We start from the raw sequence: 18,021 nt of genomic DNA on the forward strand, positions 1-18,021 counted from the left end.
TGGCATGTACGTGAAACGTTTAGTCTTCAAAGAACCACTTCTTGCGCGGTTCCACTTTCAAGTTGTCGCTATGCTTCTTCATCTCGGTGATGAGGTAGCGTTCGAGTTCGTTCATCGCCTTGACCCAGTTCGTCATCGCCGCGACGAGCGGGACGACGGTCAAGATGAGTTCTTCCTCTTCGTCGCGCATCTTCTCGATCATCAGCTTGGCGAAGTCGAAATTCTCGTGGATCAAGTCTTCCTCGCGGTCGATGATGTGTTCGTTCTCGAGTTCATACGCCGAGAACAAACGCTCATGCCGACGCAGCAAGTGCCGCATATGGCGCAACAGTTCTTCTTCGAGTTGTGGCGGCAGATGTTCGACCGTCAAATAATCGTCGTACAACTTGTCGAGCACGTGGATGGCGGCACTGTTCGTGTCGATCATCTTCGACTTGAGGACGGCCCGACGGTAGATCGGCGTCTTCTTCTCGAGCCAGCGGTTGGCTTTGATCTCTTCTTCGAAGTAATCATACGTCGTCTTCGAACCGCGATGTTTCTTTTTCGTCTCGTCGAGCGATTCGAACGACGAGCGGCCGCCTTCCGTCTCGGAGAACAAGCGAGCGATCCGGACCGCCATTTGAAAGACGGTCGTGATCTCATCTTCGAGCTTCCGTTCATAGCGCGGCGGGAACAATAACGCGTTGACGAGCAGCGCGACGGTGATCCCCATCATGATGAGCAAGTAACGTTCGCCGGCGAACATCCAAATCGACAAGTCGGACTGGCTCGCCCCTTCCATGATCAAGATCGTCGTCAAGATGACGGTCCGCGTCGTCGACTCGAGGTTCAAGAAGAGCAGGATCGAGATGGCGATGATGATGACGACGCCGATCGCGATCGGTGTCGGGTTCGGTGTCAGCATCAACGAGAACACGGCCAGTAAGGCACCGATCAAGTTCCCTTTCATCTCCTCTAAAAGCCGGACACCCGTCTGATACACCGACGGCAGTAAGGCGAGTGAGGCCGCGAGTGCCGGGACGACGATTTGTTCAAATTGAAACGCTTCGGCAATAAGTAACACCAGGGCGACAGAAATCCCGGTTTTGATCGTTCTAGCTCCAAATCTCATGCGTTCTCGACACCGGAGTGTCTTCCCCCTTTGTACACGTCATGCAATTTTTTTAGCCGACTTCGGCGTGCGTGAAACATTTGCCCTTCGAACCGGTCGAAGTCAGGTCATTTTGCCCGATTCGAGAGCGCTTCCGTGGTATGATGGCGTTGGATATTTTCTTTAATCTTGATGGGGAGGGGTTTACTTGTCAACCATTGCTTTATTTGGAGGAAGCGGCCGCACGGGGATGCGGATGCTTGAACGATTACTGGAGGACGGACATCACGTCCGCCTATTAACGAGACGACCGCTTCAACCGAGGGACGGTCTTGACGTCATCATCGGCGACGCCACCGACCAGGAAGCCGTCATTGAAACGATACAACGTGCTGACGTCGTCATGTCAGCACTCGGCACCGACAAACAAAACGTCTTGTCGCACTTCACCCCGCTCGTCATCGCGGCGATGCAACAGGCAGGACTCAAACGCATCTTGATCGTCGGCACAGCCGGCATTTTACGGGCACACGAATCGGACAACTATCGCTTCGAGACGCGTGAGTCGAAACGGTCGATGACGACCGCAGCCGAGGACCACGCCCGAGCCTATGAGCTGTTCGAAGCCTCCGACCTCGACTACACGATCGTCTGTCCGACGCAATTGATCGAAGGCGAATCTGTCGGTGAGATCGTCATCACGGCCGACGTGTTAGGCACGTTGAACTCAGGACCAATCGCACGGGATGACGTCGCCGAGCTCGTGCTTCGCGCCTGGAAAGACAGAACGTACATCAGACACCGCGTCGGGATCACGACGGAATCATGATTAGGGGATGGGGATTATGAACGAACAACGCATGCGCCTGGCGCAATTGACCGACGTATTTGAAACAGAAGACGAGACCGAGTCGGCCCGGCTCGCCCGGACCGCACTCCGGAAAGTGACGCGTGACGAGATCTGGATCGCCGTCTGCGGTCACTTCTCGGCCGGTAAATCGACGCTGCTCAACAACTGGCTCGGCGACGGGGTATTACCGACGAGCCCGATCCCGACGAGCGCGAACATCGTCACGCTCCGTAACGGTGACGCAAGTGCCTCGGTCGCCGTCAATGACACGGACTGGATCCGACTCGGGACCGATGAGCTCGAACATTTAGTTGACTACTGCAAAATCGAAGAGATCAAAGAAGTCGAATACGCGCTACCGCGCTTCCCGTTCGGAAGTGATGTCGTCTTGATGGACACACCAGGTATCGACTCGACCGATGAGCGTCACCGCCAAGCGACGGAACGGTCGCTCTTCCTCGCCGACCATTTGTTCTTCATGATGGACTACAATCACGTCCAATCGGAGCAAAACATCCAGTTGATGAAACAGTTCAGCGCCGAAGCCCGCCCCTACTCGATCATCATCAATCAGATCGACAAGCACGATGAGACGGAACTTCCGTTTGACGCGTTCAAACGCTCGCTCGAGACGGCGTTTATGCGTCATACCATCAATCCGGACGATATGTTCTATATCTCGCTCCGTGAACTCAATCACCCAGAGAACGAGGTCGAACGGCTCCGGACCCACGTCCAAGCCGTCATCGAGACCGCCCGAGAGCAGAGTGAGGCGCGAGCAAGTCTCCTCGTCGACACGTTGCTCGACCGGTCTGTGCGGTCAATCGAGACAGCGCTCGAACAGCTTCCGGTCGTCGAGAAGCAGACGGCGGAGATCCAATCCCGGCTCCAGCGACTCGAGAAGAAATCGACGTGGCTGCAGTCGTTCCGTCGTGAGTTCTTTAAACACCAGTCCCCGATCGTCGCAAGTGCGCCGATCATGAACTATGAGTTCCGTGAACTGTTGCGGGATTATCTGGAGAGTTGTGCACCTGAGTTCAAAGTCGGCCTGTTCTTCTCAAAAGAAAAGACGCGCCAGGAACGTGTGCGGCGTGAAGATGTCGCCGCCAAAGAGTTCAACCGATTGATTGATACGAACTTGCGGCCTCACTTGATCAAATACGCCGAGGACATCGTCCGTGACTTGAAACTGCCAGAAGCGATCTTGTCTCGTCCCGACACATTGCCGTCCGCACCGAAGACGCTCATCAGCGAGCAAGTGAAGTCCGGGGCGTCACTGAGTGGCGACACGGTCCTCCAGTTCAGTCGTGACATCGAGTCTGCCCTCGCCGCTTGGGTGACGAAAGTGTCCGACCCGTGGGTCACCTCGGTCGAGACGTATCTCGAGGCTGAAGGCAAAAACCGGATCGACCAAATCAAAGCCGAGCAAGACGACTTATATGACATGCTCGATACGCTGGCGCTTCAACGCCGGCTTGCTGAAAAGCAAGCGCTGCTCTCTACTTACGCCACACGTGACATCTCGGAAGACCGGTTGGGCGACCTCGAGACCCGCCATTACGTAGAGGCCGGCCAGTTACCGAAAAAACAAGTCGAACACCAGCAACAAGAAGTTGCGTCGACCTCGCTTTTGGGCGATGATGTGGTTGCTTTTTCATTTGATTTTTCGTATGAATATGCGGTATGTGAAATATTAGAGAAACATCCGTTATTCAAGTCACGCGTGAAGTCGTTGCGTCATAAGTTGGCCCGGGCCGAGTCCGAGCGTTACACGCTCGCCATCTTTGGTGCGTTCTCGTCCGGAAAGTCGTCGACGCTGAACGCGTTGCTCGGCGAAACGGTGCTCCCGACGTCGCCGAACCCGTTGACGGCCTCGATCACAAAGATCGTGCCCCCGAACGGTCTAGCCCATAAGAGCGCCTCGATCACGTTCAAGACACGCGACGAGCTCGAGGCGGAACTGAACGGCTACGGCGCTTCGCTTGAAGCGCTCAGCATCGACCACCCGTTCGTCAACGCCGTCAAGAACGCTCCCCTGTCCTATCTCGGCAGTGAGCAGTCGGTCGACTACGACACGTTCTGCTCGTTCGTCACCGAGGAAGAGAAGAGTTGCATCGTCAAGGAGATCGAGCTATATGTCGACTCCCCTTGGGCCGAGCGCGGTATCATCTTCGTCGACACGCCGGGCGCCGACTCCCAGTTCAACCGCCACAGCGAGGTACAGTTCGGCTATATGCGCGACGCCGACGCCGTCCTGTTCGTGACGTACTACAACCATGCCTTCACCGAGGCCGACCGCGAGCTCGTCATCCAGCTCGGGCGGGTCCAAGGGACGGGCGGCCATGACATGTTCTTCCTCGTCAACGCGTCCGATTTGGCGACCGATGACGCGGAACGCGATGCCGTGACCGATTACGTGTCGAACCAGTTGACGAAGCTCGGCGTCCGCAATCCGACCGTCCTGCCGATCTCAAGCCGGAACGCCATCCAAGGCAGAGACAATGGTTTCGACCGCTTCTCGGCCAAGCTCGAGCAGTTCGTCGACCATGACCTGCGCCAAGCGAACGCCGTCCGCATCAAAGACGAGACGAGCGCTCTCGTCGCCGCGTTCGAAGACGTCTTACGCGAAGCCGAAGCCGATGCGACTGTTAAAGAAACACATCGCACACAACTCGAACAGTTGCGTGAGTCCGACAACCGATTAAGCGTCACGACGCTCGTCGACCCGTTCACGCGCGAAGTGAACGAACTGCTCGCCCACCTCGAGACGCGCTCCCTCTTCCGGCTCTCGGACTTCGTCAAGGAGACGTTCCATCCGGTCGAAGTCGACGGCTCGAAGGCGAGTCTCGAGCGCGCCCTGACACGCACGCTCGACAAGTATGCGTATGACATTCACCAAGAGCTGCAAGTGTTCCAATATCGGCTCGAGCGCTTCTTGAAGCAAGAGACAGACCGGTTGATCGAGCGTGAGACGCTCAAACTGCGCCCCGTCTTGCCGACGTTATCATACGAAGAAGACATCGACATCGACTGGCTCCGCGACGCCGTCGATCCGGTCACGTTCGAAGCGGACCCGTTCCGTCCCGTGTTGAAGCACTATAAGAACGCGAATCAATTCTTCGAAGCCGACGGTCGGACGAAGCTGCGCGACGACTTGAGCGCGCGCTTAAAAGCCGCCGTCCGGGAACAGCTCGAAGCAGTCGGTGCCGCTCAAGCCGAACGGACCGCTTCGCACTTACAATTGCTCGAGACGACGCTCAGCACTGCTTGGAACCGTGAAGTGAACGACCTCGTCGCCGGTGAGCTGAGCGTACTGACGGACGGGCAGTCGTTCGATGACATGAAACAGCGCCTCGATGCGCTCAGAAAGGATTGAACGCATGGGTTCATTACTGCTCGTCGGCCTGATCCCGGCCGTCATCATGACGGTCGCACTAGGTTTGTTTATCCGCCATTTGTATCTCAATAAAGAATCATAAAACAAGCCTCGAGCGCGCGCTCGAGGCTTGTTTTTATACATCTGCCGGATAACGGACGTCGATGCGGCGCCGGATATCGGTCATGACGTCAGCAAGCAACTGCATGTCGTCAAATGAGTGGATCTCGTTCTCCCTCTCGCCTGCTAGAATCATAAGCACGAACGCTTCAATCTCGTACTTCATGTGTGTCGTCTGTTCCGTGGCGAGTTCCTCGGTCGTCCCGTCGCGCCCGACGAACGTCAAGCGGTCGAGTGAGGCGATATCGTCGATGACGATACGCCCCGCTTCCCCGATGATTTCGGACGGTGCGTCCGTGCCGTGAATCTTCGAATGAAGCACGATGATGTCCATGCCGTCATACGACAAGATGGCCGAACCACTCCCGTCGACGCCCGACTCGAGTTTGACGGCGTTCGCTTGCACGGCGTCCGGTCGACCGAACAGTTTCAAGGCCGGACCGAGGCAATAGACGCCGAGGTCCATGAGCGATCCGTTCGAGAACATTGGATTGAACGTGTTCGGGTTGTCCCCGCGCTTATACAAATCGTAGCGTGACGAGTATTGCGATTTGTTCAAGATGGCACGTCGGACGGGACCGACGCGATGCAGCGTTTGACGCAATATTTGGAAGTTCGGCATGAACATGTTGCGGAGCGCCTCAAGGAGGACGACGTCGTGCTCGCGCGCCGTCTCGAGCATCAGCTTGACCTCGTCGACGTTCGAGGCGAACGGTTTCTCGCAGAGGACGTGTTTGCCATGTCGCATGAACAGGATACTCTGCTCGGCATGGAGCGAGTTCGGGCTTGCGATATAGACTGCGTCGATGACGTCGCTCGTCGCCATATCGTCAAGCGATGTGAACGTATGGACGATCCCATACTCGTTTGCGAACTCGGTCGCCCGCTCCGCTGTCCGTGAATAGACGGCCGCAACGGTCGCACCTTCGACTTCGTGGACGGCTTCTAAAAATGAATGGGTGATAAAGTTCGTGCCGATGATACCGAATCGAATCATAAGGATGTACCTCGTTTCTTTAGTTGGTGATAATTTTATGTAGGATGATCTCGTCATGGAGCGGGATGCCGTGCTCGCCGATCATTGGAATCGACGATTTTTGTAGGCGGGCCGCATCAACCGCACCAGGGATGATGCCCGCGAGGCGCCAACCCCGCTTTTGATAAAAAGCGAGCGCTCGTAAGTTATCGTTCGTCGTGATGAGCGACATACGCTTGATTCGATGAAGCCGGGCCAAGCGCTCCACTTCATCGAGTAGTGACGACCCGATGCCGCGGTTTTCTCGTAAGCTATCGAGCGAGATGATTTCAAGTTCCTCTTCTCTAATGACATACGTGATCAGCCCGATGATTGTCGCTTCTTCCATCGCGACGAAACCGTCGAGCGTAGCGCAGTCATACGTCCCGGTCGAGATGACCATTTGAGGTGATCCCCACTCAGCGATAAAGACGTCACGCACCGGCTCACGTAGCGTCGGAATAATAGGTCGAATCATTGTCACTCCGCCCCCTGAACGGAAGGCTGCTTCGGTGCGCTCGCTTCCGTATAGATCCGAAATTGTTTGAACTGATCGTCGTAAATGAGCCGAATCGCCCAGGCAAAGCCTTTCACGTACAAGGAGTACAGCCATGATGATGGGATGAGTATGAGGCGAATTATTACGTCCGTCCCATTCGGGGTCTCGGTCAGCACATAAGTAGACGTCGATATTCCCTGATTCGTCATCGCTAGCACTTCACACTCATAAGGGCGATTCACATACGTCAATTCGGATTCGACCCGAATCTCTTTCTTCTCGAACTGTTGGACCGAGATGAACCGTTTCCCCGTCACGAGCGATGCGTCCCCATCCTCATAAATGTTTTCAATCAAATGGTCGTTCCATTTGACGATATGTTCATCTTCTGCGAGGCAGGAGAAAACATGGTCGATTGGTGCGTCAATTGTCATGTGGTATGTAGCTACTTCAAGTTGTTTCACATCAAATCCTCCTTCATCGGTATAGACGCCCATTCTTCTTCTCATTGAAGCATTGGTTTTAGCGCATTGTCCATACAGTTTTCAAAAAAAGTCTGGTTCGGATAAGCATCGTCCATGTCGCTTGATGAATGGATTGTTCTCCGTTTACCGAACGAAATACACATAGATCGTCTCGATTCAATCGGCTCTCCTGTTCGTGAATTTTGCAGTGAAACCTTTTATTCAATAATCCGTAAAAGGAAACTATACATTATGTTTGATAGGGAGTGAGATGTTAACATGATTGAACTATTAATCGTCGGAACAACGCATCTGAACATGCCGAACAACGGTGATGTGATCATGCCGGGGACGACCGATATTCTTGGCGCAAAACGTCAACAAGAGATCGACGACTTTATCCGTGTACTAGCTCGGTTCGAGCCGACCACCGTCTGTCTCGAAGTCGCGAAAACTGATCAGCATTCGTTTAATCAACGTTATCAAGCGTATGTGGCAGATCCGCTCGCTGCAACTGAAGATGAACGTGAACAAATTGGATTCCGGCTCGCCAAGACGTGCGGCTTACCTTTCGTTCGAGCCGTTGATTGGAACGAGACGGTCGACGGTGTCAGCCTCGGTGACGTGATAGACACGCATCCGGTCGAGATGCAGGCGATTATCGCAACACAACGCGCACTCATGCAAAACGTGGAGACTGTTTTCCATCAACATTCAATCAACGATTTCTATACCTATATCAATCAAGAAGAGGTTACACGTTTCATGCATCAAGCTTATATGGACATCGCTGCCACTGGTCCGACTGGTGCACACTGGGTCGAATCCTATTGGAATTACCGAAATCATCGAATCTATGACCACGTGACACGTGATGCTAAAACAGGAGACCGCATCGTGATGTTGTACGGATTGGCGCACGTCCACCTGTTGCGGCATCTTTTTGAAGCGAACGAACGCTATACTGTTCATACGCTCAGTCAAGTCCTCGGCTAAGATTTCTACCGTTCTCCTCGGTGAATGGCCTGGGCAAGCTCTCCGCTTCTCTCCTTTGGGATGTCTTGAAGCCTTTCGACGGCAAGCGGATGGTTGTGTTTATGCGTGAAGCGACTTATCATCGTATCCACTTTTTTTGAAATACATGAACGTTTGCGGTATGTGAAATATCATAAACCTATATCGTTTTCTATATAATCGATGATTGCCTCAGGATGGACTCCACCCCTTCCAAATCGATCGACCAGTCCGCATAACAATTCAAACGGCAACTCAATCAGAGGATAGCTCGCCCATTCTTCCACTTGGCATGCGAGTGGAAGCTCACGCGTTGAAATAACAACAACCCGTCACGTCAATTCGTGTTCGCCCGGATGATGTCGTCCCATGTCTTGTTGAAAAACCGCTCGTCTTTAATCGGGTAAAAGTACCATTCATACACAAACGAACGTGACATCCGTCCCTTCGATTTGAAGAAAACCGGCACCTTCGTTATCGTGGGCGCCTCGTAGTTTTCCTGAAAGCTGTCCACATTCGACCACCTTCTCCCGCAGACCGAACGCCCAGCGATACAGTACGCCCTCTTTCACGAAATACGCGGTCTCGCCCTCAATCGTCATCGCCTCGCTGTCATGGAGCATCTTCGGCGCCCGGTATGTGACGAGTCGACCGTCACGATGGAGATGAATCAAGGCATACCAAATGGACGGACAAAGCCACACGCCAGAGGCAGTCGTGATCATCAACTCACAGTCGACGATAATCGGGGCTTTACGCGTGTCGTGGTTATAACGAAACAAGACGTACCCGCTTCTTGAGAAACAGACGAGCGCCTCGGTCGATATCCCCTCGCCAAAGATTCCCTCATCTCCATAGCCGACCCAAATACAAGACTCATCGACGACGATGGACGCGATAAACGTACCGGCGTGAAAACTTGTCTCGATGGAACCGTCCGCTCGAACGACCCAGGCGTTTGGTCGCAAGTTATCGCGTGTGAAGTCGACAAGCACAAATGTGGTTTCATCCATCACGCGAATGAACGGATCTGTCAATGCGAGTGCGAGTTTTATTTCTTCGCCTCGCCACGTCACGATGGCAGCGTCGTCTGCTTGATGCAGCGTGATGAGTGTCCCGCTCCACAAGTCGGCATCAAGTAACCGGTTATGTGATCCGCTCATCGTCATCGCGTTTCACTCCTTTTTGTTTGGCTGACTTAAACCATTTTTTCAGCAACTGAATCCCAATCCATAAAATGACAATGATCCAGGCAGCCTCACAGGAACTCGTGAATAGGATGAAAGCCAATCGCCAGACGTCTTCAAGCTCACGAAAACCAAACTGTGGAATCTCCCAACTGATAAAAATTTGATAATAACCGACCAGCCCAAAAACAAACGGAAACATCGACCAGAAAAACGGATTTATTCGCTTAGGCAAATGCAGCTCCACGTGATTCCCTCCGATTTGAAGTGACTCCCATCAAGATTCGTTCGAAATGTTGCACATCTTCGCCCGATGGTTCTTTCAATAAAGCAAACCTCGATTCGTATCTTAACCGATAAGTTCTTGGAATAAGATAGTTACCGCATATTTCACCCCTGCTCTAAATATTTGATGGATGAATGAACGCATCAACGAACCAATAATAAATTTGTTTATACTTTTAACCTATCATATAATTTATGTAATCATTATCTAAAATTTGGTTTAACGGGAGTCGTGTTATGCGAACAAGATTGATAGGAATTATCTCATTTTTAGCCTGGAACTGCATTTTAAATACATCTTATTTCAAAGTTGAAGTGAAACTTATTGAAAGGGACAGTGCACTCCTTGATTTGGTAGCTTTTGATCATCTTCTCTTCTTGCCATTCATGATGACCTTGGCGATTGCGCCTGTATGTAGCGTAATCATCTCTGAATACACGATTCGCTACTTCAAAAAGAACGACAACCCTCGCCTTTATTTAACTCTTATGTTGATTTATATCGTTATCATCATACATACGTTTTTCACCGTGCGCTCATTCTTGCAATAGATAAACGATATGACTTTATACTTGGTACGATTAACGCTCTAAGCACTATTTCTCAAATGAATTAAAAAACTGAGGCAAACTACCTCAGCTGAAATTAATCATAAAATCGCTTCCGCTATTAAACGATCAAATTTTCGAATATCCACTTTTTTGTTTAAATTGATTTTGATTGTACCCGCTTTTGTAAAAAGCTGAACCTCTGAGTTTAAATCAAACATTCCACCAGCATTTTCTGTCGAGTACATATTAATCGAATGATATGGAAGTGAATAAATTTCCACTTTCTTTCCGCTAAGCCCTTGTGCGTCACGTAAAATAAGTCGTTTGTTTGTGAAAATTGCAACATCACGAATAGTTTTATAAGCTGCGACCGGGTTTTCTCCTGAAATAAGTAAATCCGAAACATCTTGTGGGACTTCACACTCAGAATTAAAAGTCCAAGTTAATTGCGTTAAAGAGTTAGACATATACAGTTCTCCTTTTTCTTGATTTTTATAGAATTAACTATATTTTACAATTTAATTTATCCATACTCAAGAAGTTATCGAACAAACAATCGAACGATCTCTAACTATAAAGTCAGTACTTAAGTTCTCATCATATTTCGAAATTATCGAAGGTATCGTAGCCACCAACCGAGTTCTTCTTCCTCATACAGATACACACCGGGCTCCGTTTGAAAATCGACTCCGTGCAAAAACGCCAATCCGGCCATCACGCGCGCATCAAGGTGCATGTCTTCCGTCCACCATAATGCATGTGCGGCCAAGTCGGAGACGTTTTCTAACGTCAGCGCGCCTGTACGGACAGCGGATAACCAATCGACAAGATCCTCTCGTAAAGGTGGGATTCGGCGCCTCGGGAGCTCGTCTGGCGTCAACTCGCCACGGTTCACCTGCTTGAAGAGCTCGATCAGCCGGTGATTCGTCGGCACAATGTCGAGCACCATCTCAATCGGCGTCCGAATCGACTTGATTTGATCAGTCGTCTCATTCCATAAAGAGAGCGTCTCATCCCGTCCATAGACGAGCCAGTCACCAGAAGCGTCATATCCGAGTCGTTGCCCGAGCCGAGAGAACGTAAGACGCGAAGCATCCTCGAAAGTGAGCAGCGTCGCATGAAACCGCTCACCCGAAAATGTCGTAATGCTGACGGGACGCTCTTCGGTCAGGAGTGATTTCAGCACGTCTTCACATGTCATGGTGAGTCGCCATCGGCTGAACGTAGCCAATCTTCAAACGAAGGCACGATTTGTTCGACACGTTCACCTGTCTCATGGTCGACAATGACGACTTCGTTCGTCTTCAAGTCGACACAGACGAGGTCACCGAGGAAGTCTTCATACCCGATGATGGGGAGATGATTTGGCCACGGCTCTTCCCCGTCGAAGCGGTCGCGTTCGTTCAAAAATGCGAAACGCGCTAGCCCTTCCACGTCCTCGATTTTTATTTCTGTCTCGGAAGTCGGTAATAGCGCCAGCAACTGTTCTTTCGTCATACTCATTCTCCTCTCCAACTTTCTCTAGTTTATCGCAATAATGATACCTAGTTATATACATGAAATGAGAAATTGCATTGACACCACTCTCATTAAGTGTAAAATTACACTTGTAACTAATTGTAAATAAAACACCTAGAAAAGGGTTAATGCTTTCAAGCAAAGAGGTGCTCGATGAACAAATCGGATTTCATCCAACTCGTATCGAAACAAGTAAAACCGATTCGTCTTGAACGACAATATTCTCAAGAAGAGATGGCTGACATCTTAGGCTTATCCAAAAAGACGCTCATTCAAATCGAAAAAGAGCGGACCATCGCCAACTGGAGCACGATCGTCACATTGTGCGCCCTATTTAATGACAGCGAGATTCTTTTGAGCGAAATCGGGGACGACCCAGTCGAGTTCGTCAGACTGATCGCCAAAGACGTCTCGTACGAACCGAAGTCAAAGACACTCGGTGGTCGTGTATGGTGGAAGCAAACCGCAACAGATGGAAATTATGTGTTGCAACAAAACTTGATCAGCGGCCATTATCGGATTTTAGATCGTCAAAACGTCCGGTGGCACAGCTCGTTCGACGTAGAAGAAGCCACACTCCTGTTGGCCAAACTCGCTCGTAACGCATGAAAGGAGTCGGACTGTGAAAACTAATAAAAGATGCATCGTGACGTTGTCAGTCGTTTATGTCATCGCGTTAATAGTGAACATTATCCCGTCGGCCACCTTCCCCGACGCAACAATCCGCCTCCCCCATGCTATAGCTTCTGTCGCGCTTGTGCTCTGTATGATCGGGACGTGTATAATGAAAAACCGAGTTGCCAAACTCTATATCACGGCACTCCTGTTCGCGAGTGTCACCGTTTTCACATTGAACAGCTTCGAGACGTATATGCGTGACATCCTTCTTTTGGACGCTTTATTTTCAATCCAATACCCGCTCTACATTCTATTCGTGTCCCCGTTGTTCGGCCTCAACTTCTTTTTGAACGTCGGAGCGGAATACGTCTCATTGATCACTTTCTTCACCGCGATTCTGTTACTCATCATCCACGAGGTCGCAATGACGGCTTCACGTGAACGGCTATGACAAGAGCGCAACTCATCGGATCTTCAAGCCTGCTGATTGCCATTCCCTACTTTCTACTCGCTCCGAACTGGACGCATGCTGGATTCGTCTGGATAGGCGGTACAGCCACCTTGCTCATCATTTCGGCCACCGGTTTCAGCTTTCACATATGCCACAGTCGAAAGTGGACGCGACGACAAGGCATTACTTTCGGGATCGGCTTGCTCACAACCTATGCTCTCGCGTTTCTATTTCTATTATGGCGAGTCGTCGCATACAACATGAACACGATTTAGGAGGCTACTTATGAAGTTTTACATCGGGTCCGGTTTTTATAACATCAATCACGTCCGGCAATTGCGGGACCATTTCATCGAACAAGGCCACACCCATACATACGATTGGACCATGAATGAACGAGCAGCGACAATCGAGGACTTGCGAGACATCGGCGCTAAAGAATTCGAAGCGATTCGTACATCTGATTTTGTCGTCATCTTGCTGCCGGCCGGGAAGAGCAGCCACGTCGAACTCGGGATCGCCCTCGGCGCGGACGTACCACTGTTCGTCTATGACACAGCGAATCGTTTCGACGACTTCGAGACGACGAGTACGTTTTATCATCTATCCTCTGTCACTCAATTGACGGGGCCGCTCGAGGCCATCCCTTCACATATCGCCGACCATTACGCGAACGTATATATAAAGCAGGATACTCTATGATGTTCCCGATTTATTTGGTCGTAGGATTTATCATTCTGCTTCATATCATAACTATGGCAACGATTTATTTCACAGTGTACAAACGACGTCGAACTAACACGGTACAATCAAATCCAGGCCAAGGTGCCGCCATCGCACCGCCTGATAAACTTGCGATTGTCTTATTCATCGTCACTATAGTCGTGAGTGTCTTGATTAGTTATGTTGCAGGATACACCGACGCCTACAAAGCGTATGAACAAGATGTCTGGGTCCTTTCACCGTCTGACATTGAAACATTTTATGCTGAGGTACGAGAAGTTGAAGACGATGCCATTGAAGTGCAAAAGATGTCGTTCGATGACGCAACTGATCAAGGCACGATTCGATATGAAATTGTGAAAGAGCACGTAAGCATCTATCGACAGGATAAAATCATCCAACTCTCTGACTTGTCTGAAGAGGATTTAATCTCAGTCATCCTGATGAAAGATCGATCGGGGATGACGAGCGTATTTAAAATCGAATTACTCAACAACCAAAATTAATGCAACGCATTCAAAAGTATACAAACCATTAAAAAGAAAATATTTGATTTTTCTAGCATGACAATCATTTTTGTGACATACTGTTCAAAATCTTATTTGAACGGGGACGATTTGTATGCACACTTGGAAACATCCGCTACTCTTACTGACCGGCGTCGGTATCTCGAATTTGGGCGCTTGGGTGTATTTCATCGCCCTCAATTTGATCGTCCTCGACATGACGCAGTCACCGTTCGCCGTGTCTGTTTTATACATCCTCGTCCCGCTCGCGGCCCTTTGCGCGAACTTTTGGTCAGGTACGGTCATTGACCGTGCAGACACGCGACGCTTGATGATAATGCTTGACACACTCCGCGCAGCAGTCGTGTTCAGCCTCGCCTTCATCGACTCGCTCGCAATCATCTACGTGCTCGTCTTCGCGTTGAACGTTGCGAACTCAATCTTTGAATCGGCTTCACTCGTCTATATGACGAAGCTCGTGTCGAGCGGCGACCGCCAACGGTTCAACGCTTTGAAAAACTTCGTCCAGTCGGCAGGTTTCATTTTAGGGCCGGCCATCGCCGGAATCCTGTTCATGATCGGCACACCGACGCTCGCCATTCAGTTGAATGCAGCAGCGCTCCTCATTTCTGTCGGTATCTTGTCCCTCCTGCCGACGTTGTTCACCCCGAAAGATGAAGTCGGAGTGTTCAGTCTTCGCATGATTATCGAGGATTGGAAAACAGTCGTCCGTTTTGCGTCGACGCGGCGTTACGTCACGCTCGTCTACAGTCTGTTCTGCGTCATGACGATCTTCATGTCTGGGCTCGACTCGCTCGAGGCGTCGTTCGCGACGCAAGTGCTCGACTTCTCGGAGAGTCGTTATGGCTTTCTCGTCAGTGTCGCCGGAGCCGGGATTATCGCCGGCTCTATCATCAATGCGACGTTCAGCGCCCGAATGACTCTACCGTTCTTAATAGGTTTTGGAGCGACGATGACTCCCGTCGGGTATCTCATTTTCGCCTTCTCGGAATCGTTCGTACTCGCGGCCATTGGGTTCTTCCTCCTCACGTTCGCCCTGTCGTTCGCGAACACTGGCTTCTTATCGTTTTATCAGAACAACGTCCCAACCGACCTGATGGGCCGTTTCTCCGGGGTGATCAATGTAGCGGAATCGATCTTGATTATCGGGTTGACGTTCGGCATCGGTCTACTCGCTGAATATGTCGGGATTCGTTCGACGATCGTCGCCTTCTCGCTCGCTTTCTTGCTCGTCGGCTTGGTCACGGTTCGGGTTGTGCTAGCGCGCTCGAGACGAGCAATGTACGAGCCGGTGGTGATTGAAGAGAACGTCGCATAAAAATTAGTGAAATACTAATTGCTAAATTCTCTAGGTATTAAAGGATTAGAAAGTATATATTAGATGCTAATTGGAGGAACTTGAATGACTATACGTATTATAAAAAGCGTAGAAATTTTTTATCGAGAATCCGATACTGGGAGGCAAGCAAATCTGTTCACTTTCGCATTACAAAAAAACACTTGCTTGTCAGATTTCATGGAAGATGAGTCAATACAGGGTAATTTAATTTATGTAGTCGAGTTTTGCGATGGTGTTAAGAAAATCATATGCCATCCAAAAGAAACACGAAACGAAGAATGGCAAGTCTTTAAGCTGTTTAAATGGTCTCAACATTGGTATACAATTTATGAATGGTTATACAAGAAAGAATTTAAAACGAAACGTCCGTTCCAACAATATGCTACGCGTTATGAGGCAGAAGAAGCAAGATCAACGCCAGAAGACTGGGAGATCGTTAAGCGTTTTTCTGTTGAAGAGTTTGAAGAACGAATTGGTAAAAACGAGGACGGATTAAATGAATTTGAAGAATTAGAAGAAAATCTGGACCTTATTTTAGAGTATGAAAATAAAAATTCACGCGCAGCCATAGCCTCAGGTCGCTACTATGACTATTTTATAGAGGAATGGCTTGATCCTAAAGAATCATTACATGCGCTCGAGCCACTTATTTTAGATGTGAGCTATGGAGATTTTTGGGATAATCAAAAAACGACAAAATAAATTGATGCCTTATTTGATCATATCAACGTACTATGTGCCGTTTGCACTTTAAAAAATCATATGTAATCAGTGTGGTCGAATCCATCCTTATCATCGGGTTGACGTTCGGCATCGGCCCCCTCGCTGAATATGTCGGGATTCGTTCGACGTATGTCGCCTTCTCGCAAGCTTTCTTGCTTGTCGGCTTGGTCACGGTTCGCGTTGTGCTGGAACGTTCGAAACAAGGTCTGTATGAGCCTGTTTTATATGAGGAGAAACCATCTTAATCTTTTATCGAAATAATAGAAAAGCCGATTGAGACTTCACTCTCAATCGGCTCTCTTTAAGCTGTCGCGGCAACAATGGCTTATTTTAACGCTTGAGTCATTTGATACATGTGTTCTTCTACCACATCAATAATGACGTCAGGACGATCTAAATGAACGGCATGCGATGACCGTTCCGCAATCACTAACTTGCTAGTTGTCGAGAGCATGGTTTGTTCGCAGATGAGTTGATGCCACGTTGCTTCCAAGAGCGTTAACTCTGATTCAGGCAGACCGTCCGCCTTCCCTCTGTCTACCTCGAAGTCAGCGTCGCGCCCAATCACGTAAAGAGGTGTGGTTGACAGGTTACCTAATCGTTTGATCAGACGGGCATCGTCATACCAACTCTCGACTTCGGCCAGCATCGCTTTGTACAAGTTTGGTCGACAGACAAATCCCTTTAATTCGGCTTGGACGTTCACTGGCAACTTTGATTGGTTCGGTGCTAGCGTTGGCTGTATCAATTCGGTCAATTCAGTTTCGGTTCGTTCCGCATAATCCTGGCATTGTTTCAGCCAATCTTCGTCTGAAGATAAATCGTTCATGACAGGTAAATCTAACGTGTCGAGTCTGTCCAGGTCATGTGATGTGGAATCGATGAGAATAAGTGCAGCCACATCATTTGGATAACGTTTTGCGAAATGCTGCGCACACAATCCGCCATATGAATGTCCCAATAAAACGAAGGGCTCAGTAATTTGTAAGACGTCCAAAAGTTCCCTTAGTTCTCGTACGGTTGCTTCCGTGTTACGTTTGCCTTCGTTCAGCTCACTTCTTCCGATTCCTGGTCGATGATATAGAATCACTCGGTTCGCCTTACTCAATTTTTCCGAGACCTCGTGCCATTCGTCAAATGCGCACCCCATCCCAGTTAAGATGACAATCGGAAACCCGTGCTCACCTTTTGTCATCACTTCAAGTTCCTTCCCGAACACGTTTACGAATCGCTTCATCAGTCACCTCGCTTTTATTTTATAGATTTCAAGTTTATTTTGAAATCGCTCATACGTATCCAAAATAATTTGAACATCTTCTTGGTAGAGGTGACTGATTGTATGCATTGAATCAATCGACACCCACTGCACAGCTGAAATATCTTGATCAATCTGGCTCGACGCCAACGTATCTGTAAGTCCGACAAGATAATAGTGAGTTTGAATTTGATAGCCGTCACTTTCTTTTTCTTTCACCAATAATTTCTTTACCGTGTCTACCGAATAGCCCGTTTCTTCTTTTACCTCTCGGATACAGCATTCGTCGAGTGTTTCCCCTGTCTCCAAGCCGCCGGAAGGAACCCTCCATCCCAACACATCCTTATTTCTCACGAGCAACACTTTTTGATGATCAAAACAAATCGCCGCAGCCCCGATCCATGTTCTCATCTGT

Annotated in this window: 21 protein-coding genes; 10 read left to right on the plus strand and 11 right to left on the minus strand. The window is 49.7% G+C overall.

All coding sequences use genetic code 11. The annotated features are described in order from the left end of the window. Positions 1-19 precede the first annotated feature (19 nt). A complete protein-coding gene (locus EVJ23_RS11425; RefSeq protein WP_071397493.1) occupies positions 20-1,111 on the minus strand; it encodes an FUSC family protein in 1,092 nt (363 codons plus the stop codon). 187 nt (positions 1,112-1,298) lie between these two features. Here EVJ23_RS11425 and EVJ23_RS11430 point away from each other — a divergent pair, with 187 nt between their 5' ends. Both EVJ23_RS11430 and EVJ23_RS11435 read left to right on the plus strand, forming a co-directional pair. Then, the gene (locus tag EVJ23_RS11430) at positions 1,299-1,919 is read left to right on the plus strand and encodes an NAD(P)-dependent oxidoreductase (RefSeq protein ID WP_131465030.1); all 621 of its coding nucleotides are present in this window, start codon (positions 1,299-1,301) and stop codon (positions 1,917-1,919) included. A 16-nt stretch (positions 1,920-1,935) separates the two neighbouring features. Then, complete coding sequence (locus EVJ23_RS11435; RefSeq protein WP_236633765.1) at positions 1,936-5,316, plus strand: dynamin family protein; 3,381 nt, start codon at positions 1,936-1,938, stop codon at positions 5,314-5,316. 136 nt (positions 5,317-5,452) lie between these two features. On the opposite strand, the gene EVJ23_RS11440 is transcribed toward EVJ23_RS11435, so the two are convergent. From EVJ23_RS11440 to EVJ23_RS11450, 3 genes are read right to left on the minus strand one after another with little or no spacing between them, the layout of a single operon-like run. Then, positions 5,453-6,433: a Gfo/Idh/MocA family protein gene (locus EVJ23_RS11440; protein WP_131465033.1), complete on the minus strand. Its 981-nt coding sequence runs from the start codon at positions 6,431-6,433 to the stop codon at positions 5,453-5,455. A 19-nt stretch (positions 6,434-6,452) separates the two neighbouring features. Further along, a complete protein-coding gene (locus EVJ23_RS11445; RefSeq protein ID WP_131465036.1) occupies positions 6,453-6,929 on the minus strand; it encodes a GNAT family N-acetyltransferase in 477 nt (158 codons plus the stop codon). Between the two features lie 2 nt (positions 6,930-6,931). Then, positions 6,932-7,414: an SRPBCC family protein gene (locus tag EVJ23_RS11450; RefSeq protein ID WP_131465038.1), complete on the minus strand. Its 483-nt coding sequence runs from the start codon at positions 7,412-7,414 to the stop codon at positions 6,932-6,934. Positions 7,415-7,693: 279 nt separating this feature from the next. On the opposite strand from EVJ23_RS11450, the gene EVJ23_RS11455 reads away from it, so the two are divergent. Then, positions 7,694-8,410, plus strand: coding sequence for a DUF5694 domain-containing protein (locus EVJ23_RS11455; protein WP_070327275.1), 717 nt, complete (start codon positions 7,694-7,696; stop codon positions 8,408-8,410). Positions 8,411-8,844: 434 nt separating this feature from the next. Here the strand turns inward: EVJ23_RS11455 and EVJ23_RS11460 are convergent, their stop codons facing one another. The 5 genes from EVJ23_RS11460 to EVJ23_RS11480 form a co-directional block, all read right to left on the minus strand. Then, positions 8,845-9,597: a hypothetical protein gene (locus EVJ23_RS11460; RefSeq protein ID WP_131465040.1), complete on the minus strand. Its 753-nt coding sequence runs from the start codon at positions 9,595-9,597 to the stop codon at positions 8,845-8,847. Continuing rightward, complete coding sequence (locus tag EVJ23_RS11465; protein ID WP_131465042.1) at positions 9,575-9,862, minus strand: hypothetical protein; 288 nt, start codon at positions 9,860-9,862, stop codon at positions 9,575-9,577. Before EVJ23_RS11465 ends, EVJ23_RS11460 begins: the two co-directional genes overlap by 23 nt. A gap of 688 nt (positions 9,863-10,550) precedes the next feature. Beyond that, complete coding sequence (locus tag EVJ23_RS11470) at positions 10,551-10,919, minus strand: PH domain-containing protein (protein WP_070327279.1); 369 nt, start codon at positions 10,917-10,919, stop codon at positions 10,551-10,553. Positions 10,920-11,062: 143 nt separating this feature from the next. Beyond that, positions 11,063-11,638: a hypothetical protein gene (locus tag EVJ23_RS11475; RefSeq protein WP_131470814.1), complete on the minus strand. Its 576-nt coding sequence runs from the start codon at positions 11,636-11,638 to the stop codon at positions 11,063-11,065. A gap of 11 nt (positions 11,639-11,649) precedes the next feature. Continuing rightward, positions 11,650-11,949, minus strand: a complete 300-nt coding sequence (locus tag EVJ23_RS11480; RefSeq protein WP_131465046.1) for an SMI1/KNR4 family protein — start codon at positions 11,947-11,949, stop codon at positions 11,650-11,652. A 174-nt stretch (positions 11,950-12,123) separates the two neighbouring features. On the opposite strand from EVJ23_RS11480, the gene EVJ23_RS11485 reads away from it, so the two are divergent. From EVJ23_RS11485 to EVJ23_RS11515, 7 genes are all read left to right on the plus strand, one after another. Next, a complete protein-coding gene (locus EVJ23_RS11485) occupies positions 12,124-12,579 on the plus strand; it encodes a helix-turn-helix transcriptional regulator (RefSeq protein WP_131465048.1) in 456 nt (151 codons plus the stop codon). A gap of 175 nt (positions 12,580-12,754) precedes the next feature. After that, a complete protein-coding gene (locus tag EVJ23_RS11490) occupies positions 12,755-13,039 on the plus strand; it encodes a hypothetical protein (RefSeq protein ID WP_131465050.1) in 285 nt (94 codons plus the stop codon). A 285-nt stretch (positions 13,040-13,324) separates the two neighbouring features. After that, positions 13,325-13,741, plus strand: a complete 417-nt coding sequence (locus EVJ23_RS11495; RefSeq protein WP_131465052.1) for a group-specific protein — start codon at positions 13,325-13,327, stop codon at positions 13,739-13,741. 53 nt (positions 13,742-13,794) lie between these two features. Next, on the plus strand, positions 13,795-14,268 hold the full coding sequence (locus tag EVJ23_RS11500) for a hypothetical protein (protein WP_236641235.1): 474 nt from the start codon (positions 13,795-13,797) through the stop codon (positions 14,266-14,268). Between the two features lie 115 nt (positions 14,269-14,383). Continuing rightward, on the plus strand, positions 14,384-15,607 hold the full coding sequence (locus tag EVJ23_RS11505) for an MFS transporter (protein ID WP_131465056.1): 1,224 nt from the start codon (positions 14,384-14,386) through the stop codon (positions 15,605-15,607). A gap of 84 nt (positions 15,608-15,691) precedes the next feature. Beyond that, positions 15,692-16,330: a hypothetical protein gene (locus tag EVJ23_RS11510; RefSeq protein ID WP_131465058.1), complete on the plus strand. Its 639-nt coding sequence runs from the start codon at positions 15,692-15,694 to the stop codon at positions 16,328-16,330. A gap of 71 nt (positions 16,331-16,401) precedes the next feature. Further along, positions 16,402-16,596 carry a hypothetical protein gene (locus tag EVJ23_RS11515; protein WP_201739237.1) on the plus strand — a complete coding sequence of 65 codons (195 nt, stop codon included), beginning with the start codon at positions 16,402-16,404 and terminating at the stop codon, positions 16,594-16,596. Between the two features lie 80 nt (positions 16,597-16,676). Here the strand turns inward: EVJ23_RS11515 and EVJ23_RS11520 are convergent, their stop codons facing one another. Further along, entirely contained in the window at positions 16,677-17,588 is a 912-nt protein-coding gene (locus tag EVJ23_RS11520) for an alpha/beta fold hydrolase (RefSeq protein WP_131465060.1), read from the minus strand. 3 nt (positions 17,589-17,591) lie between these two features. Continuing rightward, positions 17,592-18,017 carry an NUDIX hydrolase gene (locus EVJ23_RS11525; protein ID WP_131465062.1) on the minus strand — a complete coding sequence of 142 codons (426 nt, stop codon included), beginning with the start codon at positions 18,015-18,017 and terminating at the stop codon, positions 17,592-17,594. Positions 18,018-18,021: the final 4 nt, after the last annotated feature.

The organism is Exiguobacterium sp. SH1S1 (assembly GCF_004337245.1).
GTDB lineage: Bacteria > Bacillota > Bacilli > Exiguobacteriales > Exiguobacteriaceae > Exiguobacterium > Exiguobacterium aurantiacum_A.

Excerpts from the sequence above, each read along its gene's own strand:
- EVJ23_RS11425 (WP_071397493.1), bottom strand. The coding sequence starts at position 1,111 with ATGAGATTTGGAGCTAGAACGATCAAAACCGGGATTTCTGTCGCCCTG.
- EVJ23_RS11435 (WP_236633765.1), top strand. The coding sequence starts at position 1,936 with ATGAACGAACAACGCATGCGCCTGGCGCAATTGACCGACGTATTTGAA.
- EVJ23_RS11440 (WP_131465033.1), bottom strand. The coding sequence starts at position 6,433 with ATGATTCGATTCGGTATCATCGGCACGAACTTTATCACCCATTCATTT.
- EVJ23_RS11445 (WP_131465036.1), bottom strand. The coding sequence starts at position 6,929 with ATGATTCGACCTATTATTCCGACGCTACGTGAGCCGGTGCGTGACGTC.
- EVJ23_RS11455 (WP_070327275.1), top strand. The coding sequence starts at position 7,694 with ATGATTGAACTATTAATCGTCGGAACAACGCATCTGAACATGCCGAAC.
- EVJ23_RS11460 (WP_131465040.1), bottom strand. The coding sequence starts at position 9,597 with ATGACGATGAGCGGATCACATAACCGGTTACTTGATGCCGACTTGTGG.
- EVJ23_RS11470 (WP_070327279.1), bottom strand. The coding sequence starts at position 10,919 with ATGTCTAACTCTTTAACGCAATTAACTTGGACTTTTAATTCTGAGTGT.
- EVJ23_RS11480 (WP_131465046.1), bottom strand. The coding sequence starts at position 11,949 with ATGACGAAAGAACAGTTGCTGGCGCTATTACCGACTTCCGAGACAGAA.
- EVJ23_RS11485 (WP_131465048.1), top strand. The coding sequence starts at position 12,124 with ATGAACAAATCGGATTTCATCCAACTCGTATCGAAACAAGTAAAACCG.
- EVJ23_RS11490 (WP_131465050.1), top strand. The coding sequence starts at position 12,755 with ATGAAAAACCGAGTTGCCAAACTCTATATCACGGCACTCCTGTTCGCG.
- EVJ23_RS11495 (WP_131465052.1), top strand. The coding sequence starts at position 13,325 with ATGAAGTTTTACATCGGGTCCGGTTTTTATAACATCAATCACGTCCGG.
- EVJ23_RS11500 (WP_236641235.1), top strand. The coding sequence starts at position 13,795 with ATGGCAACGATTTATTTCACAGTGTACAAACGACGTCGAACTAACACG.
- EVJ23_RS11505 (WP_131465056.1), top strand. The coding sequence starts at position 14,384 with ATGCACACTTGGAAACATCCGCTACTCTTACTGACCGGCGTCGGTATC.
- EVJ23_RS11510 (WP_131465058.1), top strand. The coding sequence starts at position 15,692 with ATGACTATACGTATTATAAAAAGCGTAGAAATTTTTTATCGAGAATCC.
- EVJ23_RS11520 (WP_131465060.1), bottom strand. The coding sequence starts at position 17,588 with ATGAAGCGATTCGTAAACGTGTTCGGGAAGGAACTTGAAGTGATGACA.
- EVJ23_RS11525 (WP_131465062.1), bottom strand. The coding sequence starts at position 18,017 with ATGAGAACATGGATCGGGGCTGCGGCGATTTGTTTTGATCATCAAAAA.